We start from the raw sequence: 18571 nt of genomic DNA, 5'->3' as shown, positions 1-18571 counted from the left end.
CTGGTAGGGAGAAGGACAGGGGGCCGCTCACCGCGGAGCGTCGGGCACCTCTGTGGTGGCCGGTCCCGGGACCGGGCCGCACGGCCCGGCCACGGCACACCGCCGGCCGTCCGGGGCCTGGTGCCGCGCAGCCGGGCGGGACCACGGGACACGGCCGTGTCCGCGGGCCCGGGCAGCAGGTACACCTCGGGCGCGCGCGGGATGAGGCCCCCGGGGAACAGCGCGTCGGCCTGGGTCCGGTAGCCCCGGATCAGCTCCGCCTTCCGGTCGAGGTCCCGCTCCCAGGAACGGGCCACCAGCCGGTGCCGGCCGGTGAACTCCGCGTCGGCGTCGGCCGTCTGGTTGTACGGGAAGTCGCTGTAGTACACGACGCGGCGGCCGCTGCGCTCGGCGGCCGTGCGGGCGAGCACGTGGTCGGCGTGCCCGCCGACGCCGAGGGGCGCGAGCACCAGGCCGCCGGAGCGGGCGGGCAGCAGCGTGTCGATGGTCTCCCCGGCCACCCGCAGGGTCTCGGCGTCGTGCGCGGAGACCCGGCCCCGGGCCAGATGCAGCCGGTACGTCGGGTACACGTGCTCCAGCTCGGGCAGCAGCGGGGCGAGCCGCCCGAGGCCCGGGCGGGACCGGGGCAGCCGCCGGAACAGCCCGTCGACCAGGCCGACGTGACGCCAGTCCACGCCGAGCAGCTCCAGGACCCGCCGGTCCTCCGCGCGCCGGTCGGCGTACAGCTCCTCCGCGTCGCAGGCCCGGGTCTGCCGCAGGTACTGCCGGGCGGAGAGGGTGTACGGCGGTGGCGCGCCCTCCGTGAACAGCGTCGCGACCGTCACCGGGGCCCGCCGCCCCGCCCAGCCGAGCAGCGCGCCGCAGGACAGCACGGCGTCGTCCAGGTGCGGCGAGAGCACGATCATCGGGACCCCGGTGCCGAGGACGGTCCGGACGAAGGCGGTCAGCGGGTCGTCTGCCATGACGACGCACCCCTCTTCCTCGGCCGCCGCACCGCGGCGGGTGAGTCGAGAAGCCGGTGGGCCAGGGCCAGATAGCGGCCCGTCATCTCGTCCCACGCGTAGTGCTGCGCCGTGATCCCGGCCCGGTGGCCGAGGCACCGGCGGAGCGCGGAGTCCGTGGCCAGCTCGGTCATCCGCGCGCCGAACGCCGTCACGTCGAAGGGCGGCACGGCCACGTCGCCGTTGCCGCGCATCCAGCGCAGCGCGGGCAGGTCGAAGTGCACCACGGGCTTGCCGTACGCCATGGCCTCCAGGGCCACCAGGCCGAAGGTCTCATGTCGCGACGGCATCACCAGGAAGGCGCTGTCGCGCAGCAGTTGGCGCTTGCGTTCCTCACCGGCGAAGCCCACCCAGTGGATCCGCGACCGCGGATCGCGGTTGTGGGCGGCGACGAGCGCGGTGAGGCGGCGTTCCTCGGCGGCGGCGCCGCTGCCGGCGAGCAGCAGGTCGAGCGGGGGCCGGGCCCGGTCGTAGGCGTCGAGCAGCAGGTCGAGCCCCTTGACCCAGGTGTCGATCCGGCCCAGGAAGAGGATGAACTGCCCGTTCCCGATCAGGGACTCGTCGAGCAGCCGCTGATCCACCCCGTCGGGGATGACCTGCACGTCGGCCCGGGGGCTGAGCCGGCGGATCGCCGCGGCGTCCGCGCTGTTCTGCGTCACGATGTGCCGGTAGCAGCGCAGCCCGAGCCGCTCGACGAGGAAGCACGGAAGGCGATGGCGCCTCCGCGAGGCCGCCGCCGGGCGCCCCCGGTCGATGCCGATCACGGGGGCGCCCGACGTCAGGGGCAGGAAGCTCGTCGAGTACGGGGGAGTGAAGCTCTCCAGCCACAGGTCGTGGCGGATCCGGCGGGCGACGAACGGCAGCAGCACGAGGAACAGCAGCTGCCCGGCGCGCGGGCCCGCCCGGCGCACCGGGAGCCGCACGTACCGGATGCCGTCCCGGTCCTCGGTGCCGCCCCACCGCCCCGCCGTCACGACGGTCACCCGGAAGTCCTCGGCGAGCCGCCGGGCCACCCTGCCGGCCACAAGCGCTCCGCCGCTGCGGTGGGCGGGGTCGTCGGCGCCGTCGTAGACCGACACCACGACGTGGCGCCGCTCCCCGGCCGTGCCGTGTTCCGGCACGGCGGCCACCCGCTCCCGTTCCCGCAACGTGTCGAGGATCCGTACCAGGGCCGCTTCGGTCACCAGGGACGGAGCGCCGTCGCCGTCGAGCCGTGTGATCCTCGGCAGCCTGCGCGACCAGCCGCGGCAGCGGTCCCACCAGCCGTCCGGCGGTCCGGCGGTCTCCTCACGGCCACGGCCGCGCAGCGTCCCGGGGCCGGTCTCCACGAGCAGGGTGAGACCGTAGCCGTCGGCGATCCGGCGGAAGCCGGCCGCGGCACGGGACGTGGCCGGGAGACCGAACCTCACCAGGCCGTCCAGCGGCCCCCGGTCCGTCAGGACCACGGCCTGCCCACCGCGCGCCCGCGCCCGCGCGCGCAGCCGGGCCACGGCGATCCGCGCGGCGAGCAGCCCCGCGTCGAAGAGGGCGTGGGCACGGCGCGGCCAGGGTCCCCGGCGCTCGGGATCCGTGGCGCGCCGCGCCCACGCGTCCCTGCCCGGTTCCCCCGTGTCCCTCACGCGGGGCGGAACCGGGCGCCGGCGGCACAGGAAGCAGCCGCGGCAGGGGAGGGCGAGGACGGTGACGCCGCGCTCGCGGAGCAGCACCGCGAGCCGGCGTACGAGCGCGGACGTGTCGGCGTCGTCGGGTCCCGACACCGCGACGAGCAGAGGCCCTCGGACGCTCGTCATGGCACCCGCCTCCGAGGCTTCCCGGCGTGGGCGAGCCCACGGTCACAGGGAACGGGGTCCGCACAGGTGCGGGACGGGGGTGCCGGGGCGGGTCCGGACGAGCGGGCCGATGGGCCTGAGCCGCTGCCGCGGCGGGCGGTGCGGGTACGGGCCGTACGGGCGCGCCGCCGACGGCCGGCGCAGCGCGGCCGGCACGCCGCGCTCCGGCGCGAAGGGGCGACGGGGACGATCCGGTCGGAGGCCCGGCGGGCCGGGTGGGCCGTCGCGGCGCGCGGGGACCGGCAGAGCGGGCGGCGCCGGGCATCGGCGAGGGGCCAGTCGGTCACGCGTCGCAGCGGGTGCGGAACGGGTGCCACCGGCGTTCGGCTGAGGGGGCTGGAGGTCACGTCGAGCCTCTTCCGTCAACCGACCCTGCCGAGGGTGTGCCCTCAGGGCCTGGTTCGTCCTGAAATACTGCTCATCTCAGCGTTAGCACCCTTCGGCACGGTTCGTCAACCGGAGGGGCTGCGGAGAGGTCCGCGCGCCAGGCGCGACAGGGCGTTGTGCGGCCGCTCGTGGAGGAGTGCGCCGAGGATGCGGGTGCCGTCGCGGATCGTACGGGGATGCGACGGACCGTGACGGCGCGGCAGTTCGAGGCTCGGCACCTCGGCGACGCGCAGCCCGTAGTGCAGTGCGTGCGTGACGAGTTCGGCCCCGAGTTCGACGCCGTCCTCGCGCAGGTCGAGGAGGTCGACGAAAGGCCGCCGGAACGCGCAGAATCCGTACCAGAGATCCGTGAGGTGCTGACCGTAGAGACGGCGGGCGAGCCGCAGCAGCGCGCGGTGCCCGATCCGCCGCGACAGCGGATAGTCGGCGTAGTCGCCGCCCGCGATGAAACGCGAGCCCTTCACGAAGTCGTAACCGCTCTCCAGATAGTGCAGGTAATGCGGGATCTCGTGCGGCGACATGCTGCCGTCGGCGTTCATCAGGACGATCAGATCCCCGGTCGCCGCGAGCAGCGCCGCGTGCGGGATGTCGCCCCGCGTGACGTCCCAGTCCCCGAGCCGGACCACGCGGAGCCCGTCGCGCGCGGCGCCCGCCCCGGCGGGACCGCCGATCAGGACGACCTCCCGCACGCTCGACGGCACCTGGCCGAGGAGCCGGTCGAGCGCCGCTCCCGGGCGCCCGTCACCGGGGCGGACCGTGAGCACGAGGCTCACCGTCCGGGTGCCGGGGAGGGGTGCCCGGTCGGTCGACCGGCGCAGCGGATGCGCATCACCGCTCATCGCGAATCGCCACTCACTCATCGGGAACCGCTGGTCACCGGGAATCGCTGCTCGTCGGGAATCGCTACTTATCGGAACGCCCTGATTGGCCGGTTCGGCCTTTCCGTGCCGGACCGCTCTCTCAGAATCCTGCGCCCGCCGCGATGCCGTCAAGGAGATCGGAAGAATATGCGGACGTCCGCGAAGGAATCACGTGCCCTGTCACCGGGCCATTTCTGCGCGTGTTCTCCGAGAGGAATACAATCCCGTCATGGCAGGGCGAATTGAGGACTACGCCCTCGTCGGTGACCTGGAGACCGCTGCGCTCATCGGGACCGACGGGTCCGTCGACTGGTGGTGCGCGCCCCGCTTCGACTCGCCCGCCTGCCTCGCCGGCCTCCTCGGCGAGCCGGACCACGGCCGCTGGATCCTCGCCCCGGTCGGCGACGGCCGCTGCACGCGCAGGAGTTACCGGGGGGACACCCTGGTCCTCGACACCTGGTGGGAGACCCTCACCGGCACGGTCCGGGTCACCGACTTCATGCCGCCCCGCTGTCGGGGCGGCCTCCCGTCCGGCGGCGGCCCGAGGATCGTCCGGGTCGTCGAGGGGATCGCCGGACGAGTGGCCGTGCGGGGTGAGTTGAGGGTCCGGTTCCACCACGGCAGCATCGTGCCCTGGACCCGCGCCACGGACCGCCGCACCGTCGTCTCCGTCGCCGGACCCGACGCCGCCCGGCTCTCCTGCGGGCCCGGCGTCGAACTCGACGTCACCCGGGACCGTACGAGCTGCGAGTTCACCGTCACCGCCGGCCGGCGGGTCGCCTTCGTCCTCGGCTGGAGCCCCTCCCACGCCCCCGCGCCCCCGCCGCTCTCGCCCGCCGGCGTCGCCGCCGCGCTCACCCGCACCCTCGCCTTCTGGAACGAATGGGCCGCCGCCCTCCGCTACGAAGGCCCCGCACGCGAGGCCGTGATCCGCTCCCTGCTCACCCTCAAGGCCCTCACCTACGCCCCCACCGGCGGCATCGTCGCCGCCGCCACCGCCTCACTGCCCGAGTGCGTCGGGGGCGGCCGCAACTGGGACTACCGCTTCTGCTGGCTGCGGGACTCCACCTTCACCCTCTCCTGTCTGCTCCGCAGCGGGTACCGCAGGGAGGCGCTGGCCTGGACGGACTGGCTGCTGCGCGCCGTCGCGGGCGACCCCGCCGACCTCCAGCCGCTGTACGGGGTCGAGGGCCAGCGGCGGCTCCCCGAGACGTACGCCGACTGGCTGCCCGGCTACGAGGACTCACGCCCCGTCAGATTCGGCAACGCCGCCGTCGGCCAGTTCCAGCTCGACATCTACGGCGAGGTGCTCAGCACCGTCTACTCGGCCGTCCGCGCGGGCATCGCCCTCGACCCCGCGGCCTGGGCCCTGGTGGCCTCGCTCCTGGAGTACCTCGGCAAACGCTGGCGGGAACCCGACGAGGGTATCTGGGAAGTCCGGGGCCCGCGCCGCCACTTCGTCCACTCCAAGGTCATGGCCTGGGTCGCCGCCGACCGCGCCGTCCGCCTCGCCCGCGTCGCCGGACTGCGCGCCTCCCTCGCCCGCTGGCAGGCGCTCCGCGCCGAACTGCACGCGGAGATCTGCGCGCGGGGTTGGAGCGAGGAACAGCGGTCGTTCACCCAGTACTACGGGAGCGAACAGGTCGACGCCACCGCCCTGCTGATCCCCCGGATCGGCTTCCTCCCGGCCGGCGACCCCCGCGTCCTCGGCACCGTCCGGGCGATGGAACGGCTCGACGACCACGGCTTCCTGCGCCGGTACGGCGACGTCCGGGACGGCGGCCGGCACGAGCTCGACGACCTCGGCGGCACCGAGGGGAGCTTCGTCGCCTGCACGTTCTGGTACGCCGACGCGCTCGCCATGACCGGCCGCGCCGACGACGCCAGGACCGTCTTCGAGCGGGTCCTCGACGTCCGCAACGACGTCGGGCTCCTCGCCGAGGAGTGGGACCCCGTGGCGGGCCGCCAGCTCGGGAACATGCCCCAGGCGCTCAGTCATGTCGCCCTGGTGAACACGGCGTTCACCCTGTACGGCACGCGCCGCCACGACCGCGACCGGGGTCGCCTCGCTGTGGCATGATCGGCCCGCGCTCCGGCACGGAGCCGGGGGACCAGGGGGCGGACATGGACAGGTACGTCGTCATAGCGGGCGCGCCGGCGCTCCTGCTCGGGCTCTCCGGAGCGGCCGCGCTCCGCGCCGGCTGGGTGCCGCCCTGGTCGCGGCGGCACGTCGCCCGCCCGGCACCGCACGGCTGGGGGCAACTGGCGATGGCCGCCGCGTTCGCCGTCCAGGTCTTCGGGCAGCTCTCGGACGACCTCGCGCTGCGCTCCGACCTGGACGTGGCGACCTTCCTCGGACTGCTCGGCGGGACCGCCCTCCTGGGCCGGCGCAGGTCCGGCGCCGGGACCGCTGAACACGGCCCCCGCCCCTCGGCGTGTCGTTCGGGTGAGTCCAGCGGGCGCCACCGGCGCGCGTGGGTTCGAATCGGGGCATGGCTTCCTACGACAGGCCCCGCGCCGGCGGCTCCCCGAGGCCGCTGGAGACCGGTGACACCTGGTGGTACGCCGCCGTGGCCGGCGAGGCCGCCGGCTCGTTCAGCACACGGGTCCGCACCCGGACCCGGCGTGCCTGCCTCGGGGCCGTCCTCCTCCTCACGGTCGTCTACGCGGGACTCGTACTCACCGCGACCGGCCGCCGCTGGGGCGACGCCGCCGTGACCGGACGGCGCGCCGACGGCGTCGCCGCCACGATCCTCCGCGATCACCCCTCGCTCGCCGGGCTCACCACCTTCTCCCTGATCCTCGGCTGCGTCGTCCTCCTCGCCACCGGACTCATACGCAAGCGGTACGCCCTCACCGGCGCCGCCGCCGGCGCGGTCGTCACCGCACTCGCCGTCACCGGGCTCCTCCAGCGGTACGCGCCCCGCCCCCGGCTCGTCGACACCGCCGGCGCCCTCCTCCCGAGCGGCTTCCCCAGCGCCCAGACGACCCTCGCCGTCGGCGTCGCCCTCGGCCTGGTCCTCGTCGCCCCCTACCGGACGCGCGCCCTCGCCGTCGGCGCCGCCACCCTCTGGGCCGCCGCCGTCGGCGCGTACACCATCGCCTCGGGGCAGCACCGGCCTGGCGACGTCATCGCCGCCGCCCTCGTCGCCCTCGCCGTGACCTCCGGACTCCTCGCCCTGATCGCCCGCAGGGGCAAGGTCCGCCCGGGCCCCCGGCGCGGGCCCGCCCTGCCCGGCCTCCCCGTGACCGTCCCGCTCGCCCTCCTCGCCCTGGCCGGCCTCGGCGCCGGACTCTGGCTGCTCGGCGACACCCTCGCACTGCCCGCCACCGCCCCGTACGACCCGGCCGAGCTCCGGCTCGCGCACCGCTGCGGCCAGGCCCTCGCCGCCGGGGTCGTCGCCGCCGCCGGGCTGATCGTGCTCGCGCTGCTGCGCCGCGTCGACGTGGACGGCGCCCCCGCCGCGTACCGGCTCGGCGGGCCCTTCGTCGAGGCCGCGGGCGTCCAGCACGACGCCGAGCTCGTGGGGCCCTTTACCGAGGACCGCGATCACGAGATATCTTGATGTCGAGCAATCTCGCATACGCAGACGTGGAGCGGAGCACCTGGTGACTGACTCGACCATCATCTACACCCACACTGACGAGGCGCCTGCCCTGGCGACGTACTCGTTCCTGCCCGTGGTCCAGGCGTATGCCTCGCAGGCCGGCGTCACGGTCGAGACGCGTGACATCTCCCTCGCGGGCCGCATCATCGCCGTCTTCCCCGAGTTCCTGGAGGAGGGCCAGCGCATCGCCGACGCCCTCTCCGAGCTCGGCGCCCTGGCCAAGACCCCCGGCGCCAACATCATCAAGCTGCCGAACGTCTCGGCGTCCATCCCGCAGCTCAAGGCCGCGATCGCCGAGCTCCAGGCGCAGGGCTACGCCCTCCCGGACTACCCGGACGACCCGCAGACGGACCAGGACAAGGACGTCCGCGCCCGCTACGACAAGATCAAGGGCTCGGCCGTCAACCCGGTCCTGCGCGAGGGCAACTCCGACCGCCGCGCCCCGGGCTCGGTCAAGAACTACGCCAAGACCCACCCGCACCGCATGGGCGCCTGGACCCCCGAGTCCAAGACCAACGTCGCCACGATGAGCGAGAACGACTTCGCCGCCACGGAGAAGTCCGCCGTCATCGCCAAGGACGACACCCTCCGCTTCGAGTTCACCGCCGCCGACGGCACCGTCAGCGAGCTCCGCGAGCCGCTGAAGGTCATCGCCGGCGAGGTCGTCGACGCCGCCGTCATGCGCGCCGCCGCCCTGAACACCTTCCTCGCCGAGCAGGTCGCCCGCGCCAAGGCCGAGGGCGTGCTCTTCTCCGTGCACCTCAAGGCCACGATGATGAAGGTCTCCGACCCGATCATCTTCGGCCACGTCGTGCGCGCCTACTTCCCGAACACCTTCGCCAAGTACGGCGAGGTGCTCACCGCCGCCGGCCTGTCCCCGAACGACGGCCTCGGCACCGTCCTGGCCGGCCTCGACGCCATCCCGCACGGCCTCGGCGCCGAGATCAAGGCCGCCTTCGAGGCCGAGCTCGCCGAGGGCCCCGCCCTCGCGATGGTCGACTCCGACAAGGGCATCACCAACCTGCACGTGCCGTCCGACGTCATCGTCGACGCCTCGATGCCGGCCATGATCCGCACCTCCGGCCACATGTGGGGCGCGGACGGCCAGGAGGCCGACACCCTCGCGGTCCTCCCGGACCACAGCTACTCCGGCGTGTACCAGGCCGTCATCGAGGACTGCCGCGCCCACGGCGCCTTCGACCCGTCGACCATGGGCTCCGTCCCGAACGTCGGCCTCATGGCGCAGAAGGCCGAGGAGTACGGCTCCCACGACAAGACCTTCGAGATCGCCCAGGCCGGCACCGTCCGCCTCGTCGACTCCGAGGGCAACGCCGTCCTGGAGCAGGAGGTCGCCGAGGGCGACATCTTCCGCGCCTGCCAGACCAAGGACCTGCCCATCCAGGACTGGGTCAAGCTGGCCGTCACCCGCGCCCGCGCCACCGGCGTCCCGGCCGTCTTCTGGCTGGACCCGGAGCGCGGCCACGACGCCCAGATCATCGCCAAGGTCAAGCAGTACCTGGCGGAGCACGACACCGAGGGCCTGGACATCCGGATCCTGTCCCCGGTCGAGGCCACCACGTTCTCCCTGGAGCGCATCCGCCGCGGCGAGGACACCATCTCGGTCACCGGCAACGTCCTGCGCGACTACCTGACCGACCTCTTCCCGATCCTGGAGCTGGGCACCAGCGCCAAGATGCTGTCGGTCGTCCCGCTGATGGCGGGCGGCGGCCTCTTCGAGACCGGCGCCGGCGGCTCCGCCCCGAAGCACGTCCAGCAGCTCGTCAAGGAGAACTACCTCCGCTGGGACAGCCTCGGCGAGTTCTTCGCCCTGGCCGCCTCCTTCGAGCACCTCGCGACCAGCACGGGCAACACCCGCGCCCAGGTCCTCGCCGACACCCTCGACCGCGCCACCGGCACCTTCCTCAACGAGGACAAGTCGCCGACCCGTCGCGTCGGTGGTATCGACAACCGCGGCAGCCACTTCTACCTGGCCCTCTACTGGGCCCAGGAGCTGGCCGCCCAGACCGAGGACGCGGAGCTGGCCAAGGCCTTCGCCCCGCTCGCGGAGACCCTCGCCTCGAACGAGCAGAAGATCGTCGACGAGCTCATCGCCGTCCAGGGCTCCCCGGCCGAGATCGGCGGCTACTACCAGCCCGACCCGGCCAAGGCCGCGGCCGTGATGCGCCCGTCCGCCACGTTCAACGAGGCCGTCGCCTCCCTCGCCTGACCGGCGAAGGACCCGTCGCCCGCCCCGGCGCGTGACCCGTACCGCCCCGGCCGGAACTCCTCCGGCCGGGGCGGTCCCGTCGGTGGCGCATCTCACTTCCGGGTGTGACCCTGGAGGGCATGAGCTGGGCATCTTGGACGACCGCCGGTGTCTACACCGGGCGAGGTGGGGTGCTGACCGACGAGGCCGGAGTCGTCACGGGCGATCTGACCGTCCACACGACCTGGGCCGAGCGCGAGGCACGCGTGGCCGTGCAGTACAGCGGCGCATCCGACTGGTTCACCATGTCGGGCAGTCCCGTTCCGTGCGATTCGGAGGAGGAGAGCCGCGAGCTCCACGACGCCGTCGTGGCGGCCGTCCGGGAGGGGAACGGGGCCACGGTCCCGAGCCTGCCCGTACCACCGAGATGACCGCCGACCCGTAAGAGGCCATCCGTAAAAAGTGTTATCCCTCCCGCGCCCACGGATCTCCCATGACGGGGGACTCGGACCAGGGATGAGGGAGCACACCATGCACAGCGACGAGCGGCGCACCACCGCCCTCGTGGAGGCGGCCAGGGCGGGTGACGCGGACGCCAGGGACACCCTGCTCCGCGCTCACCTGCCGCTCGTCCACAACATCGTCGGCCGGGCCCTCGACGGCCACGCCGACACGGACGACATCGTCCAGGAGACGATGGTCCGCGCCCTCGACGGCCTCACGGCCCTCCGCGACCCGTCCCGCTTCCGGTCCTGGCTCGTCGCCATCGCCATGAACGGGATACGGCGCCGCTGGCACGAACACCGGCGCGCGCCCGTGCCCGGCCTCGACCGGGCCTCGGACCTCGCCGACCCGGCCGGCGACTTCACCGAACTCACCATCCTCCGCCTCGGCCTGTCCGGACAGCGCCGCGACGTGGCCCGCGCGACGCGCTGGCTCGACGAGGACGACGCCGAACTCCTCGCCCTGTGGTGGCTGGAGGCCGCCGGCGAACTCACCCGCGCCGAGCTCGCCGCAGGCCTCGGCGTCACCCCGCAGCACGCCGCCGTCCGCGTCAAGCGGATGAAGGAACGCCTGGACACCGGCCGCGCCGTGGTCCGCGCCCTGGACGCGCTGCCGCCGTGCCCGGAGCTCGCCGGGACCGTCGAGGCCTGGGACGGCCGCCCCTCCCCGCTCTGGCGCAAGCGGATAGCCCGCCATCTGCGCACCTGCGCCGCCTGCACCTCCCGCGCGACCGGCCGCCGCGGCCTCGTCCCCGTCGAGGGCCTCCTCGTCGGCATCGGCCTGGTCCCACCCCTGACGGCCGCGATCACACTGACGGACACACCGGCGACGGAGTGGGCGGCCTACGCGTCCGACGTGCCCGACGTGCCGGACGCGTCCGATGTGCCCGGCGCGTCCGGCGCCGACGGCGTGGCTCACGTGCCCGCGCAGACCCACGGGCCCCGCGCCGGGCACGCGCCCGCGCACGCCGACACCTCCGCTGCCGCCGGGCGGTCCGTAACGCCGCGGCGGGCCGTTGCCGCCGGGGTCGTGGCCGTCGCCGTGCTCGGGGCGGTCGCCCTCCTCGTACCTCCGCGGCCGGAGGCGCAGGTCAGGCCCGGGCGGCCGCTTGCCGCGCCTCCCGTGACCGCCGCCCCGGCCACGGCCTCGCCCAGCCCGGCCGTCACCACCCCCGCACCGACGACCGCCGCCCCCACACCCCGCCGCACTCCGCGCCCGACGCCCGCACCCGATGCGGGGGAGCGGGTCACCCTGCTCGTCAACCGGCTGCGGGCCGCGGCCGGTTGCGCGCCGCTGCGGACCGATCCCCGGCTGGTCGCCGCGGCCCGGGCCTACGCCCGCGACATGGTCGCGCGCGGCTACTACGGGCACAGCAGCCTCGAGGGCGACTTCGCGGACGCCCGGATCACCGCCGCCGGATACGACTGGAGCGCCTGGGCCGAGAACCTCGCGCGCGGCGCGGCCGGTCCGGAGGCCGTCGTCGAGGACTGGCGGGACGGGGCCATGCACGAGGAGAACATGCTCGACTGCCGGTACCGGGACACCGGCGTGGCGTCGGTGCCCGGTCCGGCCGGCCGCATCTGGGTGCAGCAACTGGCCGCCCCCTGAGGCGAGTCCTCAGCGTCTGGTGCCGAAGTCCTGCACCCACCAGGGCCCGTTGGCGGCGAGGGTCACGCCGACGCCGATGTCCCTGAACGAGCAGTTGAGGATGTTGGCCCGGTGCCCGGGACTGTCCATCCAGTCCGCCATGGCCTTGGCCGGGGTCTTCGGCCCGCGGTGGATGTTCTCCCCCCAGGCCGACCACGCGTACCCCGCGCCGCTCATCCGGTCGCCCGCGTCCCGGCCCTCCGGGCTGTGGTGCTCGTAGTAGTCGCGGGCGGCCATGTCGTCGGCGTGCCCCTGGGCGGCGTTCCGCAGACGGCCCTCGGAGCGCAGCGGCCCGCAACCGGCCCTCTCGCGCTCGGCGTTGGCCAGCTCGACGACGTCCTGCACGAACCGCGCGGCCTTCTCGGCGACGGCCTGACCGGGTGCCGCGACGGCCCACACCGGTGCCGCGGCGACCTCGTCCGGCGCCCCGGCCGGCGTCGTGCCGGTGGCCGGCGTGGCCACGTACATCCCGGTCACCACCGTGAGCGCCGCCGCCGCGGATCCGCCGAGGAGGACCGCCGTACGGAAGGACGGACGGCGCGGGCCGTGCCGCCGCGCCCCGCCCGCTCTGCGGTGCCGGCCCACGGAGCGGGGCCGGTGGTCGTCGAGGCGGTCGGGGCGGTCGGGGTGCGCCGGGTCCTGGATCGATTCGGTGTGGTCGGGACGGTCGTGGTGCCGCATGGAGCTCCGCTCTCTCGCCGAGGTCGCCGGGTGTTCCGGTGCCGTGAGAGCCACCGGGGCGACGGCGGTAAGGCTTTCCGGCGCTGCCCGCCCCGACACACCTCGTCAACGCGGCGCGTCAACCCACGTCCGAGCCTGTCAGCCCTGCGGGATCACCGCCACCGGGCAGGGCGCGAGGTGGAGCGCCGCGTGCGCGACGGAACCGATCCGCGACCCGAGGGCCCCGCGCTTCGCCCGCCGGCCGACGACGAGGAGCTGGGCGCCGCCCGAGGCGGACAGCAGCACCTCGCCCGCGCTGCCCAGCTCGACGTGCTCGGCGACCGGCACGTCGGGGTACCGCTCGCGCCACGGGGCGAGTGCCTCGCGCAGCGCCTTCTCCTCGTACGGGACGAGCCCGCCGGCCTCGTCCGCGAGCCGCATCGAGCCCGGGCTGTACGCGTACAGCGACGGCAGGCTCCAGGCGCGCGCGGCCCGCACGGCCGCCCCGCGCGCGGCGGCGGTCTCGAAGGCGAAGCCGAGCGCGGCCGCGCTGTCCTCGGGGGTGCCGTTCTGGCCGACGAGCACGTACCCCGAGGGCGGTTCGGCCTGCTCGCCGTCGCGGGACCGGACGGCGACGACGGGGCAGGAGGCGCCGGCGATGATCTGCTGCCCGTACGAGCCGAGCAGGAAGCCGACGAGGGCGCCGTGGCCGCGCGAGCCGATGACGAGCATCTCGGCCGTGTCCTCGGTGCCGTGCAGCGCGGAGACCGGGGTGTCGGGGAGCAGGGTGGCGGTGAGCGCCAGCTCCGGGTGGCGCTCGGCGATGGTGGCCTCGGCCTCGCGCAGGACGGCGTACGCCGCGCGCTGCTGCTCGTCGGGGTCCTGGACCAGAGGCAGGTCGAGCGGCTCCCAGCGCCAGGCGTGCGCGAGCCGTAGCGGGAGGCCCCGGTGCAGTGCCTCCCGGGCGGCCCAGCCGGCCGCGGCGAGGCTCTCGGGGGAACCGTCCACCCCTGCGACGATCTCACGACTCATCAGGCTGCCTCCGTGCGTGTCATGACGGGCCCGCCCGGCGGCGGGCCCTTCTGCCTCCAGCTTGGGCCATCCGGCGCCTCGACGAGAGGGCCGGACGTCCCGACATGCCGGTCCGTCCGGCCCCGAGACACCCCCTACGCCAGCAGCGTCAGCCGGGCGTGGGTGCCGTTGAGGTAGTGGTCCCCGATGTCGCGGAGCCGGTGGGCCGCCTGTGTGGGGACGGTGAGCGCGCGGGCGTTGCGCCAGAAGCGGTCGAAGCCCGGCCCGCCGCCGCGGGCTTCGGCGCCGGTCGTGCCGTCGACGAGTTCTAGGACGCGGGTGGTGACGTGGACCGCCGTCCGGCCGGTGACGGTCTCGGCCGCCGCCACGAGGACGGCGATGTCGGCACGTTCCTCCAGGCCCAGCGACCACTCGGCGAGCAGCCCCCGCGCCAGGGCGTCCGTCGCCCGCTCCACCACCGCGGCGGCGGCGTGCGCGGCCGTCGCCAGCTCCCCGTAGGCGAGCAGGAGGTACGGGTCGTCCCCGGCGTCCGCGGACGTGCCTCCCGCGCCGCCGGGTCCCGCCTGTCCGGCGCGGCTGATGTCCCGGGCCTCGGCGAGCGCGCCCTCGGCGATGCCGAGTCCGACCTGGACGAGGAGCAGCCGCAGGGCGAGCGGGGCGAGGGTGGTGAAGGGCGCGACCGCGTGCTCGTCGTGCGGGAGGGCGCCGAGGACGTGCCCGGCCTCCACCGGGACCCGGTCGAAGGTGACGGTGCCGGCTCCGGCGAGGCGTTGACCGAAACGGTCCGCGGCGGCTTCCGTGAACACCCCCGGGTGGGCGGGGTCCACGAGGACGACGAGCAGGTCGCCGGTGCCGCCGGGCCGTGCGCCGACGACGAGCCGGTCGGCGACCGTCACGCCGGAGGCGAAGGCACGGTGGCCGTCGAGGATCCAGCCGCCGCCGGGGCCGCCGTCGGGGGTGAGTGTGAGGCCGGGGCCGGACTCGCCGCGCGGTGGTTCGACGCCGCCGGCGAGCAGCCAGTGCTCCTCGGCCGTCCGGACGTCGAGGGCGAGCGCGTCGCCGGTGTCGGGTCCGGGGCCGAAGAAGCGGCTGGTCCAGGACAGCGCGTAGTGGTGGGCGAGGAGTTCGCCGACCGAGCTGTCGGCGGCGGAGATCTCCCGTACGACCGCACAGGCCGCCCGCCAGTCCGCGCCCCGACGGGTCGGTCCCGGTGCCGTGAGGAGGGTGGGCAGTCCCGCCTCCTGGAGGCGCGCGACCTCGTCGAAGGGGGCTTTGCCGGCCCGGTCCCTGGCGAGGGCGTCGACGGCGAGGTCGTCGGCGAGCTCGCGGGTGACGCGGGGCCAGATCTCGTCGTCGGCGGGCCGCTCGACGGGCCGGCCGTGCGGTGCGGAGGCGGTGCGTATCGCTGGTCTCTTCGGCGATTTCCTCGGCGTACTCACGTCACCTCACCTGATCCCTAGTATCCCCACTGGAATAGTAGGGATACTGGCAGAGGCGACCGCGCGGCCCCAAGGGGCGTCCACGAGCTGGACAAGGTCGTATCGATCACCGAGACGGTGTCGGGTTCGCGCAGGTGGCGGGAGGTCGACCACGCCGGGTCAGGGGTTGGTCCACGCCTCCGGGTCGTCCGCGAGCGCGACGATCCCGGCCGGCAGCTTCGCCGCCGCGAGCTCCGCGAGGGACACCCCGAGGACGCCTCGGACGCTCGCCCGCAGCGCGATCCACAGCGTCAGCAGCGACTCGGCGGGACCCGTGTACGACAGGTCCGGCGGCCGCTCCCCCCGCACGGAGACCAGCGGGCCCTCCACGCAGCGGATGACGTCCGCGACGGAGATCGTCGCGGCCGGCCGGGCCAGCCAGTACCCGCCGTTGCCGCCGCGCTGGCTCTGCACCAGACCGCCCTTGCGCATGTCGCCGAGGATGCCCTCAAGGAACTTGTGCGAGATGTCCTGGTCCGCCGCGATGGCCTCGGCCTTCAGCGGCCCCGCGTCCTCGGCCGCGGCGAGCTGGAGGGCGGCCCGCACCGCGTAGTCGGCCCTGGCTGAAATGCGCATGCGCGCATTATTCCGCACGGCCGTGTCCCGATCCGTGCGCCCGCGTGGCGACCCGCGCACGACACCCTTGACGGCGCCCGCGACCCGCCGGACACTCGGGGACGGGAAACCGAGCGAACAGGTAGGAAAACCATGGCACGCACCGGCCGGACGGACACCTCGCCCGCCGCTCCCCTCCCGCGCTCGCTGCCCCTCACCTCCCGCCGGCACATCGATCTGCTGAGGGTCTGCAGCGCGGCGAGTCGCCGGCCCCGCGCGGGCGTTCACCCCGTGCACTGAGCCGCCCGCCGCGGTCCCTCCTCTTCCCGAACCTCCGCTGCCCCCGGGCCTCGCGCGGCCGCTGCCGCCTCGCCCGCCCCGCCCGCCTCGCCCGCCCCGCCCGTCGCGACCGGAGCCGTCGCGCCGCCCCACCGCCCGGCACCGAGCACCCCCAAGGGAGAACCATGTCCATCGTCGTCCCCTCCTCGCTCCTGCCCGCCTCCGTCGCCGTGCCCGTCTTCCGTGGCCGCATCGGCCGCGACGCGAGCAGCGGCCACTACGCCGTCCCGCACCGCTACCGCCTGCACGTCGACCCGGCCGACCCCCGGTGTCTGGGCATCGCCCTCACCCACAGCCTGCTCGGACTCGGCGACACGCTCCCGCTCACCGTGCTCCCCGGCACCCCCGACACTCCCGACGGCGGGTACGCCGCGCTCCGCCCGCTGTACGAGGCGAGCGCCCACCTCTACACCGGCCCGGCCGCCGCCCCCGTCCTCAGCGACGGATGGACCGGACGGATCGTCAGCACCCACGTCCCCGACATCCTCCGCGACCTCGCCCTGCACTTCCGCGGCGACGGACCCGAGCTGCTCCCCGAGCCGCACCGCGACACCATCGACGCGATCGCCGACCTGTGCGAGCGGAGCGTCAACCGGGCCGCCCAGCGCGCCGGCGAACTCGGCCTCGACGACACCGCCGCCCACCACGACCCGCTCACCGTCCTCTTCGCCGCGCTCGGCTCCCTGGAACGCCGCCTCGCCCACCACCCGTACGTCCTCGGCGACGCCCCCACCGCCGCCGACGTGCACGTCTGGGCCACCCTCGTCCAGCTCGACACCGTGCACCGCTGGCACCTCGACGCCGCCGCCATGGACCGGGTCGCCGCGCACCCCGCGCTCTGGGCCTACGCCCAGCGCCTCGCCGCCCGCCCCGAGTTCGCCCGCCACCTCGACATCGACGCCCTGCTGCGCCGCCACCGCGCCCACTGCCGGGGCCGCGAGGCCGCGGGCGCAGCGATACGCCTCGTCGACTGGTCCGCCGCCCGCTGAGGGACCCGCGCGCCCGCCCCCGGCGGGGTGCCGTCAGCCGATGCGGTGCCCCGCCAGCGGAGCCGTGTCGTCGCCCGCGCCCGCGCGGACTCCGCGCAGGAACGCCTCCAGGGCGTCGAGCGAGCTCGCCGCCGGCTCCCAGCCCAGCTCCCGCCGGGCCCGCTCGGTGGCGAGCAGCGGCAGCTGCCGCAGCGCGTCGAAGAGCCCCGGGGAGGCCGGGACGAGCCGCAGCCGCCAGGCCGCCGACAGGGCACCCCGTACCGCCCCGGCGGGCACTTTCACCGGCTTGGCGTTCAGCAGCCCGCCCAGCGTCGGGCCGTCGATCACCGGCTCCGCGGCCAGGTTGAACGCACCCCGGACGTCCCGCAGGAGCGCCCTGCGGTAGGCGTCCGCCGCGTCATCGGTGTGCAGGACCTGGAAACGCAGCCCCTGGAACTCCGGGAGCAGCGGCAGCAGTTCGGGCCGCATCAGCTGGCCGGGGAAGAACCGCCCAGCGAAGATCCGCCGCTGCCCGCTCGCCGACTCCTCCTTGAACAGGAAGGCCGGACGCATCCGCACCACCCGGGTCAGCGGATGATCCCGCTCGAAGGTGTCGAGGACCCGCTCCAGATAGGCCTTCTCCCGGGTGTACGCGGCGCCCGGCCAGCCGTGCGTCGGCCAGGACTCGGACACCGGGGCACCGCCCTCGGGCCCCGGGGAGTACGCGCCCACCGAGGAGGCGTACACCAGGACCGGCACCCGCGCCGCCGCCACCGCGTCGAAGACGCGGACCGAGCCCAGGACATTGGTCCGCCAGGTCTCCACCGGGTCGTGGGTCGGCCCGAACCGCCAGGCCAGGTGCACCACCGCGTCCGCGTCCGCCACGTACTGCGCGAGCCGGGGTTCGTCCCCCTCGCGGGAGAGATCGAGCTCGGCCCACTCCACCCCGGGGAGGTCGAGGCCCGGCCGGCGCCGGGCGATGCCGAGGACGGAGCCGACACCCGGTTCACGGGCCAGGATGCGGACCAGGCTCGTGCCGACGTTGCCGGTGGCACCGGTGACGACGACGCGCGAAAGCGTGCTCGGGTTCATGTCTCCGACCCTCTGCCATGGGCGGCGGAACCGCATTCCGGCAGCCATCCCTGGCCACACCGGTCACCCAGCGTGTCCGTATCGGTCGCGGGCGTGGCCGACGGCCGGGAGTATGGAGCGACTCAGGAGACAGGAGAAACGGCCATGCTGCTGCCCGACAGGAACACCGTCGACCGGCTGCTCCGGCACTTCCGCGCCCAGGAGCGGACCGTGCTGGACAGGCCGTGCGACCTGTCGGCCCGCCGGCGCTTCGAGGACACGGCGTACACCCTGTGCGTACTGATGGGAGTGCGCACCGCCGGAGAGGCCGTCCTCGCCGCGGAGCGGTACGTCACGACGCAGAAGAGCAGGAATCGAGAAGCGTGGCCCCCGTGCCGCCAGTAGCGTGACAGCCATGAACGCGAA

General features: G+C 74.8%; 15 protein-coding genes. 7 read left to right on the top strand and 8 right to left on the bottom strand.

The annotated features are described in order from the left end of the window. The 3 genes from ACZ7HT_RS09785 to ACZ7HT_RS09775 form a co-directional block, all read right to left on the bottom strand. On the bottom strand, positions 1-962 hold a 962-nt coding region (locus ACZ7HT_RS09785; protein WP_471162264.1), incomplete at its 3' end, for a PIG-L deacetylase family protein. Then, entirely contained in the window at positions 944-2791 is a 1848-nt protein-coding gene (locus tag ACZ7HT_RS09780; RefSeq protein WP_471162262.1) for a glycosyltransferase family 4 protein, read from the bottom strand. The genes ACZ7HT_RS09785 and ACZ7HT_RS09780, both read right to left, overlap by 19 nt. Positions 2792-3282: 491 nt before the next feature. Next, positions 3283-4077, bottom strand: a complete 795-nt coding sequence (locus tag ACZ7HT_RS09775; protein WP_471162259.1) for a glycosyltransferase — start codon at positions 4075-4077, stop codon at positions 3283-3285. Between the two features lie 229 nt (positions 4078-4306). Here ACZ7HT_RS09775 and ACZ7HT_RS09770 point away from each other — a divergent pair, with 229 nt between their 5' ends. From ACZ7HT_RS09770 to ACZ7HT_RS09750, 5 genes are all read left to right on the top strand, one after another. Further along, complete coding sequence (locus tag ACZ7HT_RS09770) at positions 4307-6157, top strand: glycoside hydrolase family 15 protein (protein ID WP_471162256.1); 1851 nt, start codon at positions 4307-4309, stop codon at positions 6155-6157. 412 nt (positions 6158-6569) lie between these two features. Beyond that, complete coding sequence (locus tag ACZ7HT_RS09765) at positions 6570-7643, top strand: phosphatase PAP2 family protein (RefSeq protein WP_471162253.1); 1074 nt, start codon at positions 6570-6572, stop codon at positions 7641-7643. Positions 7644-7686: 43 nt separating this feature from the next. After that, complete coding sequence (locus ACZ7HT_RS09760) at positions 7687-9912, top strand: NADP-dependent isocitrate dehydrogenase (protein ID WP_471162250.1); 2226 nt, start codon at positions 7687-7689, stop codon at positions 9910-9912. A gap of 119 nt (positions 9913-10031) precedes the next feature. Then, positions 10032-10322, top strand: coding sequence for a hypothetical protein (locus ACZ7HT_RS09755; RefSeq protein WP_471162248.1), 291 nt, complete (start codon positions 10032-10034; stop codon positions 10320-10322). 100 nt (positions 10323-10422) lie between these two features. Continuing rightward, positions 10423-12003, top strand: coding sequence for a sigma-70 family RNA polymerase sigma factor (locus ACZ7HT_RS09750; protein ID WP_471162245.1), 1581 nt, complete (start codon positions 10423-10425; stop codon positions 12001-12003). A gap of 9 nt (positions 12004-12012) precedes the next feature. On the opposite strand, the gene ACZ7HT_RS09745 is transcribed toward ACZ7HT_RS09750, so the two are convergent. The 4 genes from ACZ7HT_RS09745 to ACZ7HT_RS09730 form a co-directional block, all read right to left on the bottom strand. Beyond that, the gene (locus tag ACZ7HT_RS09745) at positions 12013-12723 is read right to left on the bottom strand and encodes a CAP domain-containing protein (protein WP_471162242.1); all 711 of its coding nucleotides are present in this window, start codon (positions 12721-12723) and stop codon (positions 12013-12015) included. 138 nt (positions 12724-12861) lie between these two features. Further along, positions 12862-13734 carry a universal stress protein gene (locus ACZ7HT_RS09740; RefSeq protein WP_471162239.1) on the bottom strand — a complete coding sequence of 291 codons (873 nt, stop codon included), beginning with the start codon at positions 13732-13734 and terminating at the stop codon, positions 12862-12864. Between the two features lie 134 nt (positions 13735-13868). Next, positions 13869-15173, bottom strand: a complete 1305-nt coding sequence (locus ACZ7HT_RS09735; RefSeq protein ID WP_471162236.1) for an acyl-CoA dehydrogenase family protein — start codon at positions 15171-15173, stop codon at positions 13869-13871. Positions 15174-15332: 159 nt separating this feature from the next. Then, complete coding sequence (locus ACZ7HT_RS09730; RefSeq protein ID WP_359517252.1) at positions 15333-15788, bottom strand: RrF2 family transcriptional regulator; 456 nt, start codon at positions 15786-15788, stop codon at positions 15333-15335. Between the two features lie 443 nt (positions 15789-16231). Here ACZ7HT_RS09730 and ACZ7HT_RS09725 point away from each other — a divergent pair, with 443 nt between their 5' ends. After that, positions 16232-17095: a glutathione S-transferase C-terminal domain-containing protein gene (locus tag ACZ7HT_RS09725; RefSeq protein WP_471162233.1), complete on the top strand. Its 864-nt coding sequence runs from the start codon at positions 16232-16234 to the stop codon at positions 17093-17095. Between the two features lie 33 nt (positions 17096-17128). Here the strand turns inward: ACZ7HT_RS09725 and ACZ7HT_RS09720 are convergent, their stop codons facing one another. Further along, on the bottom strand, positions 17129-18166 hold the full coding sequence (locus tag ACZ7HT_RS09720; RefSeq protein WP_471162231.1) for an NAD-dependent epimerase/dehydratase family protein: 1038 nt from the start codon (positions 18164-18166) through the stop codon (positions 17129-17131). A gap of 144 nt (positions 18167-18310) precedes the next feature. Between ACZ7HT_RS09720 and ACZ7HT_RS09715 the strand changes: the two genes are divergently transcribed. Then, on the top strand, positions 18311-18550 hold the full coding sequence (locus ACZ7HT_RS09715) for a DUF5133 domain-containing protein (protein ID WP_359517257.1): 240 nt from the start codon (positions 18311-18313) through the stop codon (positions 18548-18550). Positions 18551-18571 lie beyond the last annotated feature (21 nt).

This window comes from Streptomyces sp. NPDC037410, assembly GCF_055602235.1.
Note: the sequence above shows the minus strand (reverse complement) of the source record. Positions and strands in the feature narration are given on the sequence as shown.

Bases quoted from the DNA above. Each gene is read 5' to 3' on its own strand.
- ACZ7HT_RS09780 (WP_471162262.1), bottom strand. From the start codon at position 2,791: ATGACGAGCGTCCGAGGGCCTCTGCTCGTCGCGGTGTCGGGACCCGAC.
- ACZ7HT_RS09775 (WP_471162259.1), bottom strand. From the start codon at position 4,077: ATGAGTGAGTGGCGATTCGCGATGAGCGGTGATGCGCATCCGCTGCGC.
- ACZ7HT_RS09770 (WP_471162256.1), top strand. From the start codon at position 4,307: ATGGCAGGGCGAATTGAGGACTACGCCCTCGTCGGTGACCTGGAGACC.
- ACZ7HT_RS09765 (WP_471162253.1), top strand. From the start codon at position 6,570: ATGGCTTCCTACGACAGGCCCCGCGCCGGCGGCTCCCCGAGGCCGCTG.
- ACZ7HT_RS09755 (WP_471162248.1), top strand. From the start codon at position 10,032: ATGAGCTGGGCATCTTGGACGACCGCCGGTGTCTACACCGGGCGAGGT.
- ACZ7HT_RS09750 (WP_471162245.1), top strand. From the start codon at position 10,423: ATGCACAGCGACGAGCGGCGCACCACCGCCCTCGTGGAGGCGGCCAGG.
- ACZ7HT_RS09745 (WP_471162242.1), bottom strand. From the start codon at position 12,723: ATGCGGCACCACGACCGTCCCGACCACACCGAATCGATCCAGGACCCG.
- ACZ7HT_RS09740 (WP_471162239.1), bottom strand. From the start codon at position 13,734: ATGAGTCGTGAGATCGTCGCAGGGGTGGACGGTTCCCCCGAGAGCCTC.
- ACZ7HT_RS09730 (WP_359517252.1), bottom strand. From the start codon at position 15,788: ATGCGCATTTCAGCCAGGGCCGACTACGCGGTGCGGGCCGCCCTCCAG.
- ACZ7HT_RS09725 (WP_471162233.1), top strand. From the start codon at position 16,232: ATGTCCATCGTCGTCCCCTCCTCGCTCCTGCCCGCCTCCGTCGCCGTG.
- ACZ7HT_RS09720 (WP_471162231.1), bottom strand. From the start codon at position 18,166: ATGAACCCGAGCACGCTTTCGCGCGTCGTCGTCACCGGTGCCACCGGC.
- ACZ7HT_RS09715 (WP_359517257.1), top strand. From the start codon at position 18,311: ATGCTGCTGCCCGACAGGAACACCGTCGACCGGCTGCTCCGGCACTTC.